General features: G+C 38.0%; 19 protein-coding genes. 4 read left to right on the top strand and 15 right to left on the bottom strand.

Annotated features, from left to right (window positions below):
* Window positions 1-8: 8 nt before the first annotated feature.
* The 8 genes from pyrH to CYO92_RS03240 form a co-directional block, all read right to left on the bottom strand.
* Window positions 9-725 (bottom strand): UMP kinase, encoded by a 717-nt coding sequence (pyrH, locus tag CYO92_RS03205; protein WP_054196984.1) that lies wholly within the window; start codon window positions 723-725, stop codon window positions 9-11.
* A gap of 73 nt (window positions 726-798) precedes the next feature.
* Window positions 799-2,019, bottom strand: a complete 1,221-nt coding sequence (locus tag CYO92_RS03210; RefSeq protein WP_103588355.1) for a murein hydrolase activator EnvC family protein — start codon at window positions 2,017-2,019, stop codon at window positions 799-801.
* Window positions 2,016-2,831, bottom strand: a complete 816-nt coding sequence (locus CYO92_RS03215; protein ID WP_103588356.1) for an FtsX-like permease family protein — start codon at window positions 2,829-2,831, stop codon at window positions 2,016-2,018. The genes CYO92_RS03210 and CYO92_RS03215 overlap by 4 nt, the downstream gene beginning before the upstream one ends.
* Complete coding sequence (locus CYO92_RS03220) at window positions 2,818-3,489, bottom strand: cell division ATP-binding protein FtsE (protein WP_084109431.1); 672 nt, start codon at window positions 3,487-3,489, stop codon at window positions 2,818-2,820. Before CYO92_RS03220 ends, CYO92_RS03215 begins: the two co-directional genes overlap by 14 nt.
* Entirely contained in the window at window positions 3,473-4,660 is a 1,188-nt protein-coding gene (gene trmB, locus CYO92_RS03225) for a tRNA (guanosine(46)-N7)-methyltransferase TrmB (RefSeq protein ID WP_103588357.1), read from the bottom strand. The genes CYO92_RS03220 and trmB overlap by 17 nt, the downstream gene beginning before the upstream one ends.
* Entirely contained in the window at window positions 4,660-5,217 is a 558-nt protein-coding gene (locus CYO92_RS03230) for a fibronectin type III domain-containing protein (protein WP_223315368.1), read from the bottom strand. Before CYO92_RS03230 ends, trmB begins: the two co-directional genes overlap by 1 nt.
* Complete coding sequence (locus tag CYO92_RS03235) at window positions 5,192-5,866, bottom strand: fibronectin type III domain-containing protein (RefSeq protein ID WP_180997833.1); 675 nt, start codon at window positions 5,864-5,866, stop codon at window positions 5,192-5,194. The genes CYO92_RS03230 and CYO92_RS03235 overlap by 26 nt, the downstream gene beginning before the upstream one ends.
* Window positions 5,799-6,770: an RluA family pseudouridine synthase gene (locus tag CYO92_RS03240; RefSeq protein WP_103588358.1), complete on the bottom strand. Its 972-nt coding sequence runs from the start codon at window positions 6,768-6,770 to the stop codon at window positions 5,799-5,801. The genes CYO92_RS03235 and CYO92_RS03240 overlap by 68 nt, the downstream gene beginning before the upstream one ends.
* 52 nt (window positions 6,771-6,822) lie before the next feature.
* Between CYO92_RS03240 and CYO92_RS03245 the strand changes: the two genes are divergently transcribed.
* Window positions 6,823-7,929 (top strand): FtsW/RodA/SpoVE family cell cycle protein, encoded by a 1,107-nt coding sequence (locus CYO92_RS03245; protein WP_103582246.1) that lies wholly within the window; start codon window positions 6,823-6,825, stop codon window positions 7,927-7,929.
* A gap of 37 nt (window positions 7,930-7,966) precedes the next feature.
* On the opposite strand, the gene CYO92_RS03250 is transcribed toward CYO92_RS03245, so the two are convergent.
* The 4 genes from CYO92_RS03250 to CYO92_RS03265 form a co-directional block, all read right to left on the bottom strand.
* On the bottom strand, window positions 7,967-9,244 hold the full coding sequence (locus CYO92_RS03250) for an aminotransferase class V-fold PLP-dependent enzyme (protein WP_103588359.1): 1,278 nt from the start codon (window positions 9,242-9,244) through the stop codon (window positions 7,967-7,969).
* A gap of 70 nt (window positions 9,245-9,314) precedes the next feature.
* Window positions 9,315-9,920, bottom strand: a complete 606-nt coding sequence (gene thiE / locus CYO92_RS03255) for a thiamine phosphate synthase (protein ID WP_103588360.1) — start codon at window positions 9,918-9,920, stop codon at window positions 9,315-9,317.
* Complete coding sequence (locus CYO92_RS03260; protein WP_103588361.1) at window positions 9,913-10,659, bottom strand: hydroxymethylpyrimidine/phosphomethylpyrimidine kinase; 747 nt, start codon at window positions 10,657-10,659, stop codon at window positions 9,913-9,915. The genes thiE and CYO92_RS03260 overlap by 8 nt, the downstream gene beginning before the upstream one ends.
* Window positions 10,656-11,987 carry an aminotransferase class V-fold PLP-dependent enzyme gene (locus tag CYO92_RS03265; RefSeq protein ID WP_103588362.1) on the bottom strand — a complete coding sequence of 444 codons (1,332 nt, stop codon included), beginning with the start codon at window positions 11,985-11,987 and terminating at the stop codon, window positions 10,656-10,658. The genes CYO92_RS03260 and CYO92_RS03265 overlap by 4 nt, the downstream gene beginning before the upstream one ends.
* A gap of 110 nt (window positions 11,988-12,097) precedes the next feature.
* Here CYO92_RS03265 and CYO92_RS03270 point away from each other — a divergent pair, with 110 nt between their 5' ends.
* From CYO92_RS03270 to CYO92_RS03280, 3 genes are read left to right on the top strand one after another with little or no spacing between them, the layout of a single operon-like run.
* A complete protein-coding gene (locus CYO92_RS03270; protein WP_103588363.1) occupies window positions 12,098-12,934 on the top strand; it encodes a DUF234 domain-containing protein in 837 nt (278 codons plus the stop codon).
* Window positions 12,931-13,920: a sensor histidine kinase gene (locus CYO92_RS03275; protein WP_103588364.1), complete on the top strand. Its 990-nt coding sequence runs from the start codon at window positions 12,931-12,933 to the stop codon at window positions 13,918-13,920. Before CYO92_RS03270 ends, CYO92_RS03275 begins: the two co-directional genes overlap by 4 nt.
* A complete protein-coding gene (locus CYO92_RS03280; RefSeq protein ID WP_103588365.1) occupies window positions 13,917-14,579 on the top strand; it encodes a cysteine hydrolase family protein in 663 nt (220 codons plus the stop codon). The genes CYO92_RS03275 and CYO92_RS03280 overlap by 4 nt, the downstream gene beginning before the upstream one ends.
* On the opposite strand, the gene CYO92_RS03285 is transcribed toward CYO92_RS03280, so the two are convergent.
* The 3 genes from CYO92_RS03285 to CYO92_RS03300 form a co-directional block, all read right to left on the bottom strand.
* Window positions 14,576-15,265: a DUF6882 domain-containing protein gene (locus CYO92_RS03285; protein ID WP_103588366.1), complete on the bottom strand. Its 690-nt coding sequence runs from the start codon at window positions 15,263-15,265 to the stop codon at window positions 14,576-14,578. The genes CYO92_RS03280 and CYO92_RS03285 overlap by 4 nt on opposite strands.
* Complete coding sequence (dnaE, locus tag CYO92_RS03290) at window positions 15,265-18,882, bottom strand: DNA polymerase III subunit alpha (RefSeq protein WP_103588367.1); 3,618 nt, start codon at window positions 18,880-18,882, stop codon at window positions 15,265-15,267. Before dnaE ends, CYO92_RS03285 begins: the two co-directional genes overlap by 1 nt.
* 311 nt (window positions 18,883-19,193) lie before the next feature.
* Window positions 19,194-20,045, bottom strand: a complete 852-nt coding sequence (locus tag CYO92_RS03300) for a universal stress protein (RefSeq protein ID WP_021091781.1) — start codon at window positions 20,043-20,045, stop codon at window positions 19,194-19,196.
* Window positions 20,046-20,060: the final 15 nt, after the last annotated feature.

The raw sequence follows: 20,060 nt of genomic DNA on the forward strand, positions 1-20,060 counted from the left end.
TTTAAAATTTATTTTACTACTGAGTATAGGGCTGCTTCTTCTTCATTTATTATTTTTAATAAATTTCCAGCCTTAAACATATTACAAACTAAGATCGGCAGTGAGTTATCTTTTGCTAAAGCTATGGCAGTATCGTCCATAACCTTGATATCATCGCTCATTGCCTTTTCGTAGTTTAGTGATTTTAAAAGTTTTGCATCTTTGAATTTTTTCGGGTCTTTATCATAAACGCCATCAACCTTTGTAGCTTTTATGATCATATCTGAGCCAATTTCAATAGCTCTTAATGTGGCTGCTGTATCAGTTGTAAAGAATGGATTGCCAGTACCTGCAGCAAATATAACGACTCTGCCTTTTTCCAAATGGCGCTGTGCACGTCCCACGATGAAAGTCTCACAGATCGCTTCCATTTTGATCGCGCTTTGCACTCTTACCTCTAGCCCACTTCGTTCTAAAGCTTCACGCATTGCGATCGAATTTATAACAGTTGCTAGCATGCCCATATGATCGCCGCTCGTTCGTTTGATGATGCCATCTTTTGCAGCACTCACACCACGTATAATATTACCACCACCTATCACGATACCAACCTCGATACCATTTTCGACAAGCTCTTTTATCTCATTTGCTATAAATTTAAGCACCGCCGTATCTATACCAAAACCATTTTCTCCCGCTAAAGCTTCGCCTGAAAATTTAACCAATACGCGTTTTCTTTTACTCATTGTCTTGCTCCTTAAAATTCACGCATTCTAGCCAAAAAGGCTTTAAATTTAGTTAATAGCACTTGCAAAGCGGCTATTTTGAGATCATCTCAAGTGGATCAATATGGTAGTTTCTTTGCGTCACTTCAAAGGTTAGATCGTTTCTAACTCGGCCTATAACATAGCCTTTTTGCACGACTGAGCCGACTTTTACAGTCGGTGCGATCTGACTTAGGTGAGCGTAGATCGTATGGATGCCATTTTCGTTTTCGATGATGACTACATTTTCAAGCATCGGAGTTGCTTTTGCAAAGACCACTTTGCCATTTAGTACGCTTTTGACCTTGGCATCTGGCGTGGTTGAGCGAAGCGTGACTGACTCGTTAAAAATTTTGATGTTATATATTGGATCGACGTAATTTCCAAATTTTTGCTTTACGGTGTAGCTATCAAGAGGAGCGATTGTCTTTGCACCTGAATATTTTTTGACTGAGCTTGTTTGATAGCCTCCACCCATTGGCTGACTCTTCTCACCTTTTTTACCGCCTTTGCTTACAGTTGCTTTTTCTTGTTTTTCTCTAGCAGCACGTGCGGCTTCATCCTCTTGTTTTTGCATGATAGCGAGCTGCTCTAGCGTCTTTCTTAGCTCATCCTGCTGGGCTTGAAGCTTGGCTAGCTTTTTGCTGTAAATTTCTTTATCTCGTTTTAGTCCGTTTATAGTATTTTTTTGTGTACTTTCTAAATTTTGCAAGTCACTTTGCTTGCGTCTATAGTTTTTGATGCTTGAGTTTATCTCGCTTATTTTGTTTGATTTATTTTTTATCTTTTCGATCGTATCTTCATAGTTCTGGCTAAGTCTTTTAAAATCCTCTTTTGCAATAGCATTTAGCTTAGTTAAAATTTGAGATGAGATGATGCTCTCCTCGCTTTGCTTGTCCTCAGTTGCAGACATCAAAAGATCAAACGACAAATCTTCTGCGATGATCCTTATCATATTTTGCTCAAGCTCTTTTTGTGTGCGCTCTAGCTCTTTGTTTTGCTTAGTTAGATCATCAAGCTCAAGAAGTGCCTTTGAAGCATTTGTTTCAAGGACTGAAATTTGACCCTTTAAATTTGTGATATCGCCACTTATACCGCGAAGTTTTTTCTCGCCATTTACGATATCACCAGCCAAATCATCTAACTTTTTACTAAGCTGCTCGCTCATCGCTTGACTCGATCTTAGCGAGTTTTTGGAGTCTTTGATCTTCTCTTTGGTATTTGACGCAAAAGCTAAGCTAAAAGCTAGCAAAAATGTAAAAATTCCTTTTCTCATATCGTGCTTTTTCTAGCCTTGCTCATCACCAAACTAACAGCAAAAATGCTTAAAAACATAGCCACGCCAAATAAAATAAAAATATCCCTTGAAGGATCAAGGCTAGGCAAAACTACATCGATGCTTACAGCATTTTCTCTAAAAATTTCAATACTAGGCAAGAAAAAGAAAAATGCACCAACTGCAACGGTAGCAACTAGGCTATCAACCATAGCCGATTTGTAAAGCATGGCTGATTTTAGCCAAAATGGTGCTCCAAAAAGCGTCATAATCTCGATGCGCTCCCTATGCTCAAACAGCCAAATTTTAGCCTGCTTTAGCATAAGCATAAGTCCAACCACACAAAGTATCGCCATAAAAGCATACGATATACTTTTGGCTAAATTTAGTATTTTAAAGACCTTATCGTGAGTCTTTGAAAATGTCTCGACCTTTGTGATGCCATCAAATTTTAAAAGTTTTTGCTTTAGCTCATCCATGTACTGCGGTGTCGGAAATTCACTAAGTTTTAGTGAGTAAAATTTAGGTAGCGCATTTTGCAGTATGGATAAATTTTTAGCAGAGATGTCATTTGATAGGCGGTCGATGATCTTTTGTGGGCTTAGTGGCTCGAGGCTAGATAGAGTGCTAACCACTGGCTTTAAAATGGTATCGCTAAGCTCTTTACTTGAAACTATGACGATGTTGTAGTCATTTCCCATGAGTCTTTCATAATCTCTCACAATCTTATCGGCAGTTAGACTAAACTGCACGGAAAACAAAAGTGCGATTAGCGGCAGGATGAATCCAAGATGATTTTTAAGCGATCTCATGCACGCCTCCATTTTCTATGACGAAGTGACGGTACGGGATACGAAGCGTTGAGGGAATGTGATGAGTCACCACAACGACGCTTGTGCCTAAAAATTCCCTAGCTGATTTTAAAAGCGACCAGATGACGTCGCTTGAGTATTCGTCTAAATTTCCAGTTGGCTCGTCGCATAAGAGCAAATTTGGATTGTGCGCTAGAGCCCTTGCCATCGCTACTCTTTGCTGCTCACCACCGCTTAGCTCCATTGGATATTTGTCAGCTTTATGAAGCATATTTACATGTTTTAAAAGTTTAGCCACTTGCTTTTTACTCACATTTTGATTGATGCCTTTGATGATAAGGGGCAACATGACGTTTCTTTCCACATTCCATTCATTTATCAAGCGATAATTTTGAAATATAATGCCAACTCGCTGCCTAAGCTCACAAAGTCTTTTATCATCGATGTCGTCCATTTGTGTCATGCAGACATTTAGCTCTCCAGCAAGAGGTGAAATTTCTCCATAAAATGATTTTAAAAGTGTGCTTTTTCCACTTCCACTCTTGCCTGTGATAAAGACAAAATCATTTGCATAAATATCTAAATTGACGCTATTAATTACGATTTCATCGCGTTCATAAGCTAGGCTCAAATTCCTTGCACTAATTATCTCTTGCATCAGCCAAATACTCCTTCAAAAGCTCGTGCGCTGCTAAATTCTCACGAATTAAGATCGGTTTTCTTATAAAATATTCGCTTTTTTCATCGCTTATTTTGATAAAACATTGCTCAGGTTTATTAAATGCTCCAAAAGCAACTTTTAGCAAAATTTCACCCTCGTTTATGTTGTAAATTTCTTCAAAATGTAAAAAATAATCTTCTTTTTTGATAATAAAATTTTTAAAATTTTTAATGATATTTTTTACGTTTGTCTTTTCTTTAAAGCTAAAATCCCCAGCTAAAACACTCTCGCTACTTTTGACCTCACAAGTATAAACAACATCGTAAATATCCTTATCTTGGCGTCTCCAGCGGTCTTCGTACTTGCTAGTTACCTCTAAATTTCTATTTTTGAAAGCTTCTATTTTTGAGTTTGTAGGCTCTAAAAATTTACTCAAGCTAAAATCGCAATACTCCTTGCTATCAGTCCTTAGCTCAAATTTGCCGCCTACTTTTAATATCCTCTCGCATTCAAGCGCAAATGCCGACGAGACCACGCGCCTATGCTCGGCCTTATCCCATGGCACTGGAAAGTGCAAAAATACTCTATCAACTAAATTTGATCCAACTAGCGAGAGTAAGAGCCTTGCGTCGGTATTTATTAGACGCACATTTTCTAGGGCATTTGCCCTAGCTAGCTTTGCTACTTGCTCAATGCTTGGCTTATAGACCTCTATGCCGATAACTAGGGCATTTGGGTTGTTTTTAGCTTGATAAAGCAAGTGTCTGCCGGAGCCAAAGCCGATCTCGATAAAAATCTCTTTAAATTTATCTTTTAGCTCGCAAAAAGCTGGCACAAACTCTTCAAGGCTTAAAATTTCACTAACTTTTTTGGTTAAATTTGTCTTTTTTACAGCAAATGCTTGACTGATTACATCATTGCAATTTTGCTCCTTAAAAAGCTCCAGTGCCTCTTGTAAAAGACCAACTTTGGCTGGCTTTGTAAGCTTTTCACCTTTTACGACGATGCCGCTTTTACCGGGTTTTACGACTAGAAAAAAGCTCTCTTCTTCATTTTTTGTGTAGATGAGCCTCTCGTTTCGTCCATTTGCCTGCCAAAGAAATTTGACTTTGTCATTACCAAATGGAAACGAGAGCTCTTTTAAAGACGAAGCGATGAAATTTGGCATTATTTTATGCTAACTTCTGCTTTTGATGACTTATCAGAGGCGATGCCGTACTCATCGATAGCTACGACGCTGTAAGAATAGCTAGCTCCTTTTTGCACGCCATCATCTCTAAGTCCAGTACCATCTATGCCACTAAAAATTTTCTCACTTGCGCCACTTCTATAAACAGTGTACGAACTGGCTCTATCAACTGCACTCCAGTTTACATTTACGCCGCTACCATCGTAGCTAGCGCTAATATTTGGAGTCTTTGGCACACCAAGTGTTATCCCCACAATTGGCTCTTCTTGTTTTAAGCTCTCAAGGCCGTCTTTATCGACTGCTGTGACTCTGTAATACCTCGTCGCTGCATTTGTGTTTATGAGATCCTCATAGGTGTTGCTAGTCGTTTTTGCCAGATATGTGTAAGGCAAAATTTTACTTACTGTCCTATAAACCTTAAAATAAGCAAAATCCTCAGCCGGCGCGTAATCCCAAGTTAAAATTATCTTCTTTGGCGCATTTTTTGTTGCCTGAAGATTCGTTACTGATTTAGGGTAACTCCTTTGTCGTTGCACTGATATTTTGGCTTGGTTTTGAAACAACGCCTGAAGAAGTTTTAACTAAAATTCTATACTCATAAGACTTACCAGGTTTTACCTCAGTATCGATATATTCGGCATTTAGTCTGCCATTTACCTCTGCGATTTGGCTAAATTTATTAGCTCTTGCATCACTTCTTTGAATAATATAGCTTGCCACGGTGCTATCAGGATGTGGTCTCCAGATCACTTTTACACGTCCTGGAAGCCCTGTAATAGCTTGCGAAAACGGTACTGAGTCAAGCAGTGGCTTTGTAGTTGCTGTTGCGATCGTGCCCGGTTGAGAGATGGCATTACTTGAGTAAGTTCTCATTTGGTATGAGTAAGTTGTCTCTGGAGCTAGATTGCGGTCCACATAGTGCGTTGCAAAGCGGTCTTTGATGTTCGCAACTAGTTGCATTTTTGAGTTTGCATCATTTGGATTTGAGCGGTAAAGATAGTAGCCAACGACGCTCTCATCGGTTACTGGATTCCACTCGAAGCCAACTTCTGTCATATCTGAAATAGTTTTTAAACTTGTAATCGTAGGCAGTGACATACTTTGCTGAGTCGGTACGCTAGAGCCGCATCCCGCTAAGAAAGCTGCTAAAAATGGTGTCAATATGCGTAGGGCAAATTTTTTCATCAAAAATCTCCTTGGGAATTTTTTTATAAATTATTTGGTTAAAGTCATCATACGTTTTTGCGATAAATTCCACCTTTTTGCCAGTTCTTGGATGGATAAAATAAAGCATATAAGCGTGAAGCATAACCCTGCTTATTTTATCGCCTTGGCTCTTAAATCCGTATAAATCATCGCCTAAAATGTGGCGATTTATGCTGGCAAGATGCACTCTTATCTGATGCGTCCTACCTGTAAAAAGCTTTGCCGCTATCAAATTTACTCCGCCCTCGCTTAGCAAATTTACGAAGGCACTTTTTGCAAATTTAGCGTCCGCAACGATCGCTTTTTTTAGGCGGTTGTTTGGATTTCTGCCGATTGGCTTATCAATGATGACATCCTCTTTTAGGGGCAAGTCGGTGAGCGCTAGATAAATTCGCCCCATGCTCTTATCGCTTAGCTGCTCGCTTAGTTTTGCGTGAGCGAAGTTATTTTTAGCGACGACGATAGCGCCACTCGTGCCCTTATCTAGGCGGTGGACGATGCCAGCTCTTACGTCGCCGTTTAAATTTGAGAGCATAAAGCCCTTTTTGTTTAGCCACTCAACAAGTGTCGCCTCTTTGACGCTTGGGGCTTGGTGAACGACGATTTGAGGGGGTTTGTTTAGCACTATGAGATCGTCGTCCTCGTAGATGATCGGGATGTCAAAATTTACTTCGTATTCGTTTTGCACCTCTTTTTTTGGGGCAAAATTTACGCAAATTTCATCGTTTTCGCTCAGTAAAAAGCTTGGTTTTGAGACTGGTTTTAAATTTACTCTTACAAGGGAGTCTTTTATCAAATTTAAAGCTTGATTGCGTGAAATTTGAAGCTCGTGTGCTACTGCAACGTCGAGTCTTGAGCTATTTAAAACATTAAATTTAACCAAAATCAAAGCCTTGTTTGTGATATAATCTAGCCCAAAAATTAAGGTTTGCTTCTTGATAAAACTAGATCGGCGTATTTTAACACATTTTGATTTTATTCAGCCGTTTTTAATAATCCCAATCATCATAATTTCATACATCCTAGTTTCCGAGGCAAACGACATTTTAGCAAACAAACAGCTTATATATTTTGGCATAGGTTTTGCATCATTTTGTGTAGCATTTTTACTGCCCATTAGGCGTATCGACTGGATCATTCCGATGTTTTACTGGGTCTGCATCGTGCTACTTTTAAGCGTTGATCTCTTTGGCGTTAGCAAACTAGGAGCTAGGCGCTGGCTAGAAATTCCCTTCGTTCACTTCACACTTCAGCCATCAGAGCTTATGAAGCCAGCCTTTTTGCTAATGCTAGCCTATCTCATTAAACAGCGTCCTCCAGAAGCTAATGGATACGGAGTAAAAGATTTTTTAAGACTTAGTTTTTATATACTTTTGCCATTTGTGCTCATCATGAAAGAGCCTGATCTTGGCACTGCGCTAATACTTTTAATAGTTGGCTACACCATCCTTTTTGTAATCGGCGTAAATAAAAAAATTTGGATAACCATCATCCTTGCGATAGGCTTTTTGGCGCCGGTTTTGTATGAAAATTTACATGACTATCAAAAAAAGAGGATTCACGATTTCATCGCTGAAGAACCAAGCTATCACGTCAAACAAAGTATCATCGCCATAGGTAGCGGCGGACTCAAAGGCAAGCCAAAGGACGAAGCAACGCAGACGCACTTTAAATTTTTGCCAATCGCCACTAGTGACTTTATCTTTGCCTACAATATCGAGCGTTTTGGCTTTTATGGTGGATTGTTTTTGCTTGGGCTTTATGGAGCACTTATAACGCATCTTTTAAGCTTAAATTACGGCCTAAAAAACGACTATTTTACACAAGTTACCACCACGGGGATTGCTGCACTTATTTTCGTTTATGTGGGTGTAAATGTCTCGATGACGATAGGTTTTGCACCAGTTGTGGGCGTACCACTGCCATTTTTTAGTTACGGCGGAAGCAGCTTTGTTACATTTATGGTGCTTTTTGGGATTTTGCAAAATTTGCTAACTTTTAGATTTGATAGAACTTATAGCTTTATAAAAATTCACTTCTAAAATTTTCTCCGCAAATATCAAGCATATAGTTTTTGCTCTATCCTTCTTTGTGCTTTTTGATGCAAGATTTTATAGCATTTATAAGATATTTTATATCCTCTTTTGTATGCGTATAGTGAATGCTAACACGTACCCAGCCAGGTTTTGCTTCAAAAATGGTATTATCTTTTAAATTAAGCAGATCATGTCCATACGGCCCAGCGCAATCACAGCCTGCACGCGTTTGTATACCAAAATCACTACTTAGGCTCGCAGCAAAATCATAAGGTGAAACGCCTTTTACATTAAATGCAAAAATAGGCAATCTGTCTAAATTTTCAGGACAATAATTTATCGCCTCATCTATCTTTTCTAGTTCTTTGCAAAACATCTCGCCTAGCTCACATTCAGCCTCTTTTATATTATTAAGTCCGATCTCATTTCTTAGTTTGTAGGCTAAATTTGCACGCATTAGCTGCATTATCGGTGGCGTGCCGCCCTCTTCTAAATTTTCAACTTCATTAGTAAAAATATGCGATGTCCTGCTTACGTACTTGACTGTGCCTCCTGCTGCAAATGTAGGCAAATTTTTACAAAGCTCTTTTTTGATAGCCAAAAGCCCACAACTCCCAACTCCGCCAAGTAGCTTGTGAGGCGAGAGAAACAGTGCGTCAAAATATCTGCAATCAACATTTTCATAAGCACTAAGAGTAGCCACGTCAAGTGCTAAAATGCCATCATATTTTTTAATCAGCGAGTAAATTTTTTTATAATTAGTTTTAACGCCAGTGACGTTTGAGGCGGCACTAAAGCTAGCTATTATCTTTCTTTTTGCATTTTGCTTTAATGTATTCTCAAGCATCGCATAGTCTATCTCATTATTTTCATCAAGCTCTATGCGTTTTATATCACAAAGCCCTTCTCTTAAGCTAACTTCAACGGAGTGATGCTCATAAGGGCCAATGATCGCTAGTGGCAAGTTTAAATTCCTTAAATTTGCTTCGCCTATCAAAGCTCTTGTAGCTGGTGAGATATAAATTCCCATTATCTCCTGAAATTTCTTTATCGCAGCCGTTGCTCCTTGACCAGTCGCAATAAGATAAAAACTATCATCAAGGCCTAATAAGCTTTTTAGCTCAGCTCTTGCGTTTTCATAGTATTTTTGCGTTAGCACAGCGCTTGAACTACTATCTGAGTGAGTGTTTGCGTAGGTTTTTAAAAATTTTAAAATTTCATCTTCGATGGGCTTGTAAGCAAGACCTGAAGCTGTGTAGTCAAAATAGTAAAGGCCCTCTTTTAAAATGATATTTTTTCTTACTTCATCGATATTTAGCAATGTTTTCCTTTTTTTAAAGCAGGGATTATAATGAAATTTTCATAAAAAAAACTTGCAAAGTAAGCATCTTTTAAAGCAATAAATTTCTTTGTAAATTTTCTATATTTTTCTTTATCGTGCCATCTTTATAGATAGCGGATATTAAGGCGACCATGTCTGGTTTTACTCTAGCGACACTTGCAATGTTGCTAGCATTTATGCCCCCTATGACACATACATTCATTCCCATTTCTTTTGCTTGTGATATGGTTTGAGCCTTGCAAAGTAGCGCATTTGGTTTTGTTGGGCTTTTAAACATCGCTCCAAAAGCCACATAGCTAGCACCATTTTGTTTTGCCCTAAGGGCAAGCTCTAAGCTATCATAGCAGCTAACTCCCACGTAAGCATCATCTCCTAAAATTTCAAATGCTTCTTTTATACTCGCATCATCTTTTCCCAAATGCACGGACTTTGCCCCTATATGAGCAGCGAATAAAATATCATCATTTACGATAAATCTTGCTCCAAATTTTTCGCATAGATTGAAAATTTCACTAGCCAGCCTCTTGTCTTTGGGTATTTTTTTAGAGCGAAATTGAAAAAATTTCACCCCACACTCTAAAATTTCTTTAGTGTATTGCAAGGCTAAATTTTCAGGCATCAACACATCGTCGCTAATCGCATAAATTTCAATCACTTATGCCAACTTTATGATTTAGTAGACGTTTGCCAAATTTTGTCGTAATTGCATTTTTAATAGCATTTAAAATGTATTTTTTGGCTAGTTTTATGGCCTCTTCTTTGGTGTGTCCATTTGCCAGCAAGCAAGCCAGCGCACTCGCAAAGCTACATCCAGCCCCATGCATGATTTCTGGTTTTATTAGTGGCTCTTTAAATTTAAGCACGTCACCATTTTTTTTAAAAAGAGTATCTTCACAAATTTCTGCAACCACGCTTCGCTTTAAGATCATATCGCAAGGTAAATTTTTGCTATCAAGTTCCAAAACTTTGGCTTCATCGATATTTGGCGTGATAATGTCTGCAAATTTAAAAAGCTCTTTTAAGCTTGCTATCGCGTCATCCTCGAGAAGCTTTGAGCCTGATTTTGCTACGCAAACTGGGTCTATTACTATTTTAATGCCTTGCTTATGAAATTTTTCAAGCCAAGAACCAACGCAAGATATAAGCTCTTTATTAAAAAGCATACCAACCTTTATGGCATCTATGTTCAGCTCTTCGTCTACCATTTTGATCTGTTCATTTAGATTTGTAACATTTGTAGCAAAGATATTGCTAACACCATTTGTATTTTGTGCCGTAAGAGCCGTAATAGCCGTCGCTGCGTAGCAAGAAAACGCCTCGCATGTCTTAATATCAGTCTGCACGCCAGCACCACCAACACTATCACTTCCTGCAATGATTAATATATTTTTCATCTATCTCCCATACAACCTGAAATTTTATCAACACTAAAAGGATCATCGACCTTCCAAATGCTTGAATACTTCTTAATGCTATTTTTTAATGCATCTACTAAATAATCCACGTCTTGTAGCGTATGCGTATAGTGGAGTCCAGCCCTTACCCAGCCTGGCTTATGGGTAAATAGTGCATCTTCTTTTAAATGAAGCAAATCATGTCCATATGGCCCAGCACAAGAACATCCTGCACGCGTTTGAATGCCATATTCTTTGCTTAAAACTTTGGCTAATTCATAAGGTGAAACACCAGTCACATTAAAAGAAAATATCGGCAAACGCTTTATATTATTTGGATGATAGCACGTAAGCTCAGGAATTTCTGCTAGTCTTTTCTCAAAATACTCTCCAAGCTCGCTCTCATTTTCATATATTGCCTCAAATCCTATCTCATTTCTTAGCCTATAAGCTAAATTTGCCCTTATAAGACCTAAAATAGGAGGAGTGCCAGCCTCTTCTAGCTGTTCACTATCTTTTACAAATATAGCATAGTTTTTGCTAACATAACTTACTGTTCCACCACCAGCAAATGTCGGCTCATCTGAGTTTGCGAGTATCTTTTTTATAGCAAGAAGCCCACAACTTCCTACTCCACCAAGCAATTTATGAGGAGATAAAAAAAGAGCATCAAAATAGTCACAATCGATATTTCCATATGCGCTAAAACTTGCAGCATCAAATGCTACAACGCCACCATAAGATTTTATAAGAGTGTAAATTTTTCTGTAATCGCTCAAAACCCCAGTCACATTTGAAGCCACACTAAAAGTTGCGATGATCTCACGACCGACATTTATCCTTAAAATTTGCTCCAAATGATTAAAGTCGATCCCTCCATTTTTATCAAGCCTGATACGCTCAACCTCACAAAGTGCCTGTCTAAAGCTTATCTCATTTGAATGGTGCTCATAAGGGCCAAGTACTACGAGCGGAGAATTTTCATCTGGCTTTAATGCATATCTTTTTTTGAGTGCTGGTGGTGCATAAATTCCTAAAATTTCTTGAAATTTCTTTATCGCACCGGTAGCTCCATTGCCACAAGTAAAAAGATAAAAGCTCTCATCAAGTCCTAGTAAGCTTTTTAATTCACGTCTTGAGTCTTCATAAATTTGAGCGGTTTTATAGGCATTTGATGAGCTGATAGAGTGCGTATTTGCGTATGTTTGGAGTATTTTTGCCATCTCATCTTCGATAGGTTTATAAGCTAGTCCTGAAGCTGTAAAATCAAAATAATAAATACCATTTTTTAAAATTATATTTTCTCTAATGTGCTCTAAATTTACCAAATCATAACCCTTGTTTTTTGCGTAGCATTATAGATTACTTTAGCTAAAATATACTACAATACCCAAATAAAGGAGCCAATATAAAAGCTTTAAAATCAACATTTGAGCGAATGAAACACCTTGATATAAATGAACTTATTAAATTTCATCTCGTCTTTGATGAGTTTGATTTAAAGCACTCATATTATGATGTTTTTGAAGCGATCGAGGCTGAAATTTTAAACAACTTCTTAGCCTTGATGCCAAAATTTTACTTCGAATCAGATACAAACGATGCTATAAAATCTGCCCTCATAAAACTCGCACGAAGTGATAGAAAAAAATTTAATGTAAATAAAATTTTACCTCAAAGCCTAGCTAGCAAAGTCTATGCAAAGCTTTTTGAAAAGAATTTTTTACTACTAGAAAAAAGTAGAGAAGTACTTCCAAAAAGATCAAAAAACCAAATGCTAAAAAAAGAAGAAAGGGGCTATAAAGTTGAGGATAAAATACATTTTAATAGCCATTTCTCAAGGTTTTGGTTTAGATTTATAGAGCCAAATTTAAGCTTGCTAAAAGCTGGTAAAAATGATGAAATTTTAGCCATTATAAAAAAGGAATTTGACGAATATGCAAGCCTTGGATTTGAAATTTTATGCGGTGAGCTAATGGCAAAAAAATTTCTGATTAATGGCATATTTTTAAGTAGCTTTTGGAGCAGAAATATAGAGCTTGATATGCTATTAAATATAGGCGGCAAGATCATAGTCGGCGAGGCAAAATACAAAGAGAGAAAGGTTTGTAAAAACGTGCTAAATTTACTATTAAAAAAATGCGAAAAACTAAATATCAGGCCAGATATTATTGCTCTTTTTTCAAAGAGTGGATTTAGTAGCGAGCTAAGAAATCTAAAGGATGAAAGGCTAAGGCTTTATGAAATTAGCGATTTTGAGGAACTTTTAAAATGAACGAACACGATATCCAAGCTGGTTTAAAAAGCCTGATAGAGCAGACTTATCTAATAGAAAACGAATATAAAAATTTAACATCATCTTACGCAAACTTGCAAAATTTCATTAAAGATATTGTGGAAATTCTGCCAAATGCTATCTGGGTGTTAGATGAAAATGATGAGATCTTTTTACAAAACTCAGAAGCAGTAAGACTTGGTAAAATTTTTAAAGAGATACCAAAAAAAGAGGGCGAGATAAATGTAGATGGGCAAATTTATCTTTTTAAAACAAGCTCTAAAGATAATAAACTAATAATCTCTGCAACAAACATAACAGTAGAAAAACGCACCGAGCGTCTTGCCTCTATGGGCCAAGTAGCAGCTCACCTAGCCCACGAGATCAGAAATCCGGTAGGCTCTATCTCGCTTTTAGCATCAACACTACTTAAAAGAGCTGATGAGCGCATACAGCCTATCGTAAATCAAATACAAAAAGCTACATGGCGAGTCGAACGCATAATAAAAGCTACACTGCTTTTTACAAAGGGGCTTAATATAAATGCGCAAATTTTTGACTTTTCGCAGCTTAAAAAAGAGTGCGAAGAGGCTATAAATTTTTACGACTATTCAAAGGATATTAAATTTAGCCTAGAATTTCCAGATGGCAAATATATGGGCGACCTTGATCTACTAGCCATCGTCTTTCAAAATATTTTATTTAACGCCATTGATGCCATCGAAGAGAGCGATGATGATGAAGGAGAGATCATTTTAAGCTACGAAAAAACACCGAGTGAGCATAAATTTATCATTTACGATAGTGGCGAGCCTATCAAAGACAAAGCCATAGTCTTTGAGCCATTTAAAAGTAGCAAGCTAAAAGGAAACGGCCTTGGACTACACCTTTGCTTGCAGATCATAGAGGCTCACAAAGGCAGTATCGAGATCACACTAAATCCAAAAACATTTTGCATAAATTTACCAATAAAGGAGAAAGAATGAACATACAAAACGAACTTGAGGCTTTTAAAAAATCTCTTCAAACGCTTGATTTAAGAGAAATTTCAAACGATGGAGCAAAAAACGTTGCATTTATCTGTATCGATATGATAGAGGCTTTTGCTGGAAGTGGTGCGCTCGCTAGTCAAAGAGTAGCAGCCTTATCAAAAGGGATCGCAACACTTTTTGATAGAGCGTGGAAAGATTTTGGCTTTAGAAATTTTATCCTTATAGAAGATAGGCACACCAGTGATTCAAAAGAATTTGAGAATTTTCTGCCACATGCCATACTTGATACAAATGAGATAAAAACCGTAAAAGAGATAGAAAATCTAAGCTTTTTTAAAGAGTTCAAGACATTTTATAAAAACTCTTTAAGCATCGCATTTAATAAAGAATTTGAGAAATTTTTAGAAGAGCATCCGGAGCTAGACACCTTTATAGTCACCGGGGATTGTACTGATATGTGCGTTTATCAGTGTGTTAGCTATCTTAAACTACGAGCCAATGAATACAATAAAAAATCAAGAGTTATCGTGCCGTTTGATCTTACGCAAACGTACGATATACCAGGACACAATGGCGACTTTTACCACGAGATGTTTTCTCTTCATATGAAGCTAGCACTTGGCGCTGATGTGGTAAAGAGTATTAAATTTTAAAGCTTACTTGAAATATTTATGAGCCTATTTAGCTCGTCAAATTTAAAGCTAAGCTCGTATTTATCCGATACGATTTCATTAGGACTTTCGCTAAATTTTATATCACAGCTTAGCAAAAGTCCTTTTATAAAGATTTTGTGATCTAGCTCGTAGCTACTTATACACTCATTTACTATGCTCAAAAGCTCATTTGCTAGCACTGGCTCCTCAAAGACCACATCTGATCTAAAAGCCACATACGCCGCTCCGCCCTCGTACTCTATCCTATAATAATTTTGCTCATCAAAAGCGGTACAAAGTATCATACTAATCGTGTGACCATTAAAATTTTCATCTAGATCAAATCGTGGCGTGCTAAATGCACTAAGTCCAAATTTCTCGCCAAACTCACGTGCTTTATTTGCAAGCTCGAGCAACCGCTCATCAAAGCCATTTATATTTTCATAACCCCAAAGCCACGTATTTGACGAGAAGCTCTCAGAGCCAATAAACTGCATGTCAAACTCACACCCATCAAAGTAAATTTTACCACTATCAAAATCAACCTGCCAGTTGCTACCTTCAACAAGCAGCTTAAATGCACGTTTTTGAAGTAATGTCGCTTTGCCAACACATGCGCTAAAAAGCTCGCTCCAGTTACTTTTATCTACGCTAAGCTTATCTAAAAACATCGCTTCTTTAGGCATTAGCAAGCTATTGCTTGAAGTGCTTTTTCTTTAAAGCTGTCATTTACAACAAATTTTGTCTTATAGACAAAAATTTGAGCCGTATTTTCATTTTTTATCTTAATAACAAGACGTTTATCATTGTTTGTGCCACTTTTTATATGTTCGTTATAGCCAAGATTATAAAGGCTAGTTATCTTATCTTTGCTAAGCTCACTAAGGCATAAAAGCACCTCTAGCTCGGCATATTCTCTTGCTCTTTGAGGCGTGCTAGCTTCTTCATTTTTAGAAAATTTAGAGTTTTGTTTTAGTTTTCTTGTCTTAAAGTCTAAATTTTGTGCATCTTCTAGGCTATAAACCTCGTTTAAATTTGTCCTTACAAATTGATCATCTTTTGTGATATTTATCCTAAAAGCATAAGGCAGGTCGCGTTTTGCCTCGTCCTTTACGATATCTTCGATGTTACCAAGCTCTCTTTCAAAGACTGCGATCTCGATATTTCCGTGAAAATCAAGCACATTTATAGTGCCCATTTTCTTGCCACTTTTGGTTATCCTTGTGCTAAAGTCTTCGATCTTACCAACGACTAAAATTTCAGCACTTTGTGGCAAGCTCTCAAATTCTGAGCTTAGAGTATATTTTATCTTGTTGATCTCGTCTTTATAATCATCAAGCGGGTGGCCTGAGAGGTAGATACCAACGCTCTCTTGCTCAAATTTTAAAATTTGCTTGATGTCAAATTCGTCATTTATCGTGACAAAATTTATCTTCACATCGTTCATGCTCTCATCTTCGCCAAATAAACTCTCAACTGCATTTTTACGGATCTGAGCAGCACTCTTGCAAGCTTCTATGATATTTTCTACATTTTGCATAAGCATCTTACGACTAAAGCCAAACTCATCAAAGCAACCAGCTTTTATGAGACTTTCAAAGACCTTTTTATTTACTTTAAATGGATCGATCCTTGAGACAAAGTCATCCATACTCTTAAACTCGCCATTTGCTTCACGCTCAGTGATAATGTTTTCAATAGCCGCTCCGCCAACACCTTTAATCGCGCCAAGCCCAAAGATAATGCCATCGTGACCCTCATTTTTAACGACGCTAAATTCTTTAGTTGATTTGTTGATAGATGGCGGTAAAGTATCTATATTTATACGCTTTATCTCATCGATATAGCGAACGATCTTATCGACGTTGCTCTCTTCGCTCGTAAGAAGTGCGGCCATAAATTCAGCCGGGTAATAAGCCTTAAGATAAGCCGTCTGAAATGTGACGTAGGCGTAAGCTGCGGAGTGAGATTTATTAAAGCCATATCCTGCAAATTTTACAATTAGCTCGAAAAGATCGTCTGCTTTTTGTCCATTTAGCCCTTTTGCCTCAGCACCTTTTACAAACTCACCCTTTAGCCTATCCATCTCTTCTTTGATCTTTTTACCCATCGCACGGCGTACAAGGTCCGCCCCGCCAAGGCTAAAGCCGCCTATGGCTTGAACGATTTGCATAACTTGCTCTTGATAGACGATGACGCCGTATGTTGGCGCAAGGATTGGTTCAAGCTCTTTAAATGAGTAGGTTATCTCTGCCTCGCCATGTTTTCTTTTGACAAAGTCATCAAGCATGCCACTCTCCATAGGTCCTGGGCGGTAGAGCGCTAGCATCGCGACGATATCCTCAAAGCAGTCTGGACGCAAGCTAGTTCCTAGCTTTCTCATGCCCTCGCCCTCGATTTGGAAAATTCCTATCGCTTGGCCGCTTTGTATCATTTTATAAACATTAGAATCGTTTTTATCGATCTGCTCCCAAATAATATCCTTGCCAGTTCGTTGTTTAACGAGCTTTATGGCATTATCGATAACTGTTAGTGTTTTTAGTCCAAGAAAGTCAAATTTAATTAAATCCACATCCTCAAGATATTTAAGGCTATACTGCGTAACATATCGATCTTCTGGGCTATTTGGCTGGCGAAATAGCGGAGTTTTGTTCCACAGCTCCTCATTTGAGATAACGACACCTGCTGCGTGCTGACCGGCATTTCTATTTAGCCCCTCAAGATCAAGTGCAAATTTCCAAATTTTAGCTGCCTTTGGATTTTGGTTTATTAGCTCAGCTATCTTTGGCTCTTTTTCATAAGCATCTTTTAGTGTAATGCCTAGTTCATCAGGTATTAACTTTGCCATCGCATCGGCTTCGGCGTAAGGCATATCACAAACCCTAGCAACATCCCTAATGACACCCTTTGCAAGCAATTTACCAAATGTAATAACGCCAGCAACGTTAAATTTTCCATATTTTTGCGTAACATAGTCAATTATCTCGCCACGCCTACTTTGACAAAAATCCACGTCGATATCTGGCATGCTAACACGCTCTGGGTTTAGAAATCTCTCAAAAAGTAGGTTGTATGGGATCGGGTCAAGGTCGGTGATCTTTAGCGAGTAAGCGACCAAGCTACCAGCCGCGGAACCACGTCCTGGGCCAACTGGCACACCTCTACTTTTGGCCTCATTTATGAAGTCCCAAACGATCATCATATAGCCTGGGAAATTCATTTTATTAATTATGCCAATCTCTATCTCAAGACGCTTTTTGTATTCGTCATGTAAATTTTCAGGGACAAATTTTAGCCTCTCTTCAAGACCTTTTCTACATTCATATTCAAAAAATACAGCATCATTTTTAAAGCTATATCTATTTTCTGGCTCTGGAAGTGTTAAATTTCTCTCTTTAGCATACTCAAGTGTAAATTTAAAATTTGGCGGAGTTGGGTTGCCAAGCTTGATCTCAAGGTTGCACTTATCCACGATCTCTTGGGTATTTTCTATCACTTCAGGGATATCTAAAAATAGCTCACTCATCTGCTCTTTGCTTTTAACAAAAAACTCATGAACGCTGTGGCGAAGTCGGTTTGGATCATCTAAAGTTTTGTTCATCGCGATACACATAAAAACCTCATGTGCGTCGGCTCGCTCTTTAAAAGTGTAGTGAGTATCGTTTGTAGCGATAACCTTTATGCCAGTCTCTTTAGCGATGCGTAAAATATCATCATCAATGCGTTTTTGATCGCCGATGCCGTGACGCATGATCTCAAGATAAAAGTCATCTCCAAAAATTTCTTTATATTCAAGTGCGACCTCTTTTGCTCTCTCGTAGCCCTTTGCGCCAAATTTCACATTGCGATCGCTTAAATTTAAATGCCAGCTCACCTCGCCCTGCAAGCACGCTGAGCTGCAAACTAGGCCCTCGCTATGCTCTTTTAAGATTTTTTTATTGATACGAGGATAGTAGTAAAAGCCCTCGATGTAGCTCATGGAGCTAAGATACATCAGATTTTTATAGCCGGTCTCGTTTTTGGCGATTAGGATGAGGTGAAAGCGCTGTTTGGTGCTCTTGTCGTCAAGCTGCTCGCCGTTATGCACGTAAGCTTCGATGCCAATTAGTGGTTTTATCCCCTCTTTTTTCATCGCTTTGTAAAAATCTATCGCTCCAAACATATTGCCGTGATCAGTAATCGCCGCTGCTGTGTCGCCTCTATCATGAAGCACATGAACTAGCTCTTTTATCTTGTTCGCTCCGTCAAGTAGGGAGTATTCGGTGTGTAAATGTAGGTGCGTAAAGCTAGAATTTTCACTCATTTTTTATCCTTTTTTAATGAGTGGATTTTACAAAATTTTGGCTAATAAGGTGCTTGATGAAATCTTAATGGGAGCTTTAAAATTTAGATATTTTTCAGTCTGTGGCTAAGAACGAAGCGCGCTGTCATCTGATGCACTATGCTATTAAGGTCTTGTAAATTTTAAAATTTCATGAACGAGTAATTTCGACTCTAAAATTTGAACTAAGCGGTCAGTGAAGCCAAAATTTAGTAGTCAATTCTTTCGAGTGAAAGGAATTTGAAAATCTATAAAGTGAAAAAGAATTAGATCGCGGACTAAGCCGCAATCCATTATAGATAAACTGGGATATTTGTGTGTTCTAAGAAAAATCTCGAAGTGCCACCAAGCACCATTTCCATAAGACCATTTTCACCATATCTACTAGCAACGATTAGATCAGCATTTCTATCAATAGCTGCTTTTAAAAGTGCTTCACCAGGTATCATCGTAGTAGCAATCACTTCAAAAGTGGCTGATATGCCATGAATTTTGAAGTACTCTTCAAGCTTTTTAAGATTTAGTTCAGCATTATCGCCAAGGCTTGCTTTTGAGGTAATGCACTGAACCTTTTTTGCCTTTTTTAAAAGATCGATCGAGCCTGTTAATGCCCTTGAGCTTTGAGTAGTGCCTGTCCAGCTAACAAGGATATTATCAGCTTTAAACTCACGCATTTTTCTAGGGATTACAATCGCATTTTTACCACTTTTTAAAACAGCTGACTCAAATGTACCAGTGATCTTTCCATCAAGTGGCACAGCAGCCACAACTAGGTCGCAAAATTTACTCTCTTGCTCCACTATCGCGCTTCTTTTGCCACTATGAATCGTAAAATTTGCAGTGCAAACATCTTCAATAATTTCACTAGTTACTTTTATGCCAAGCTCAGCACAAATTTTATTGAAAATTTTCTCATTCTCTTCATGCTCGACAGCTAGTTCAGATTTAGCTGATTTTAGAAATTCTTCAAAAAGTACTCCTCCACGAAGCGTCATTTTCATATTATAAACTACGCTTGGGTCAAGCTGGCAAGTCATAATTTCCATATGTGTGTTAAACCACTGAGCAACCTTTAGGGCACCATAAATTCTTGGCTCGATATCATCTCCAGCTCCTATTGGAAAAAGCAACTTTTTGTATTTCATCATCTGTCCTTTAAA

The sequence above is a fragment of the Campylobacter concisus genome, assembly GCF_002913715.1.
GTDB classification, from domain to species: Bacteria; Campylobacterota; Campylobacteria; order Campylobacterales; family Campylobacteraceae; genus Campylobacter_A; species Campylobacter_A concisus_AG.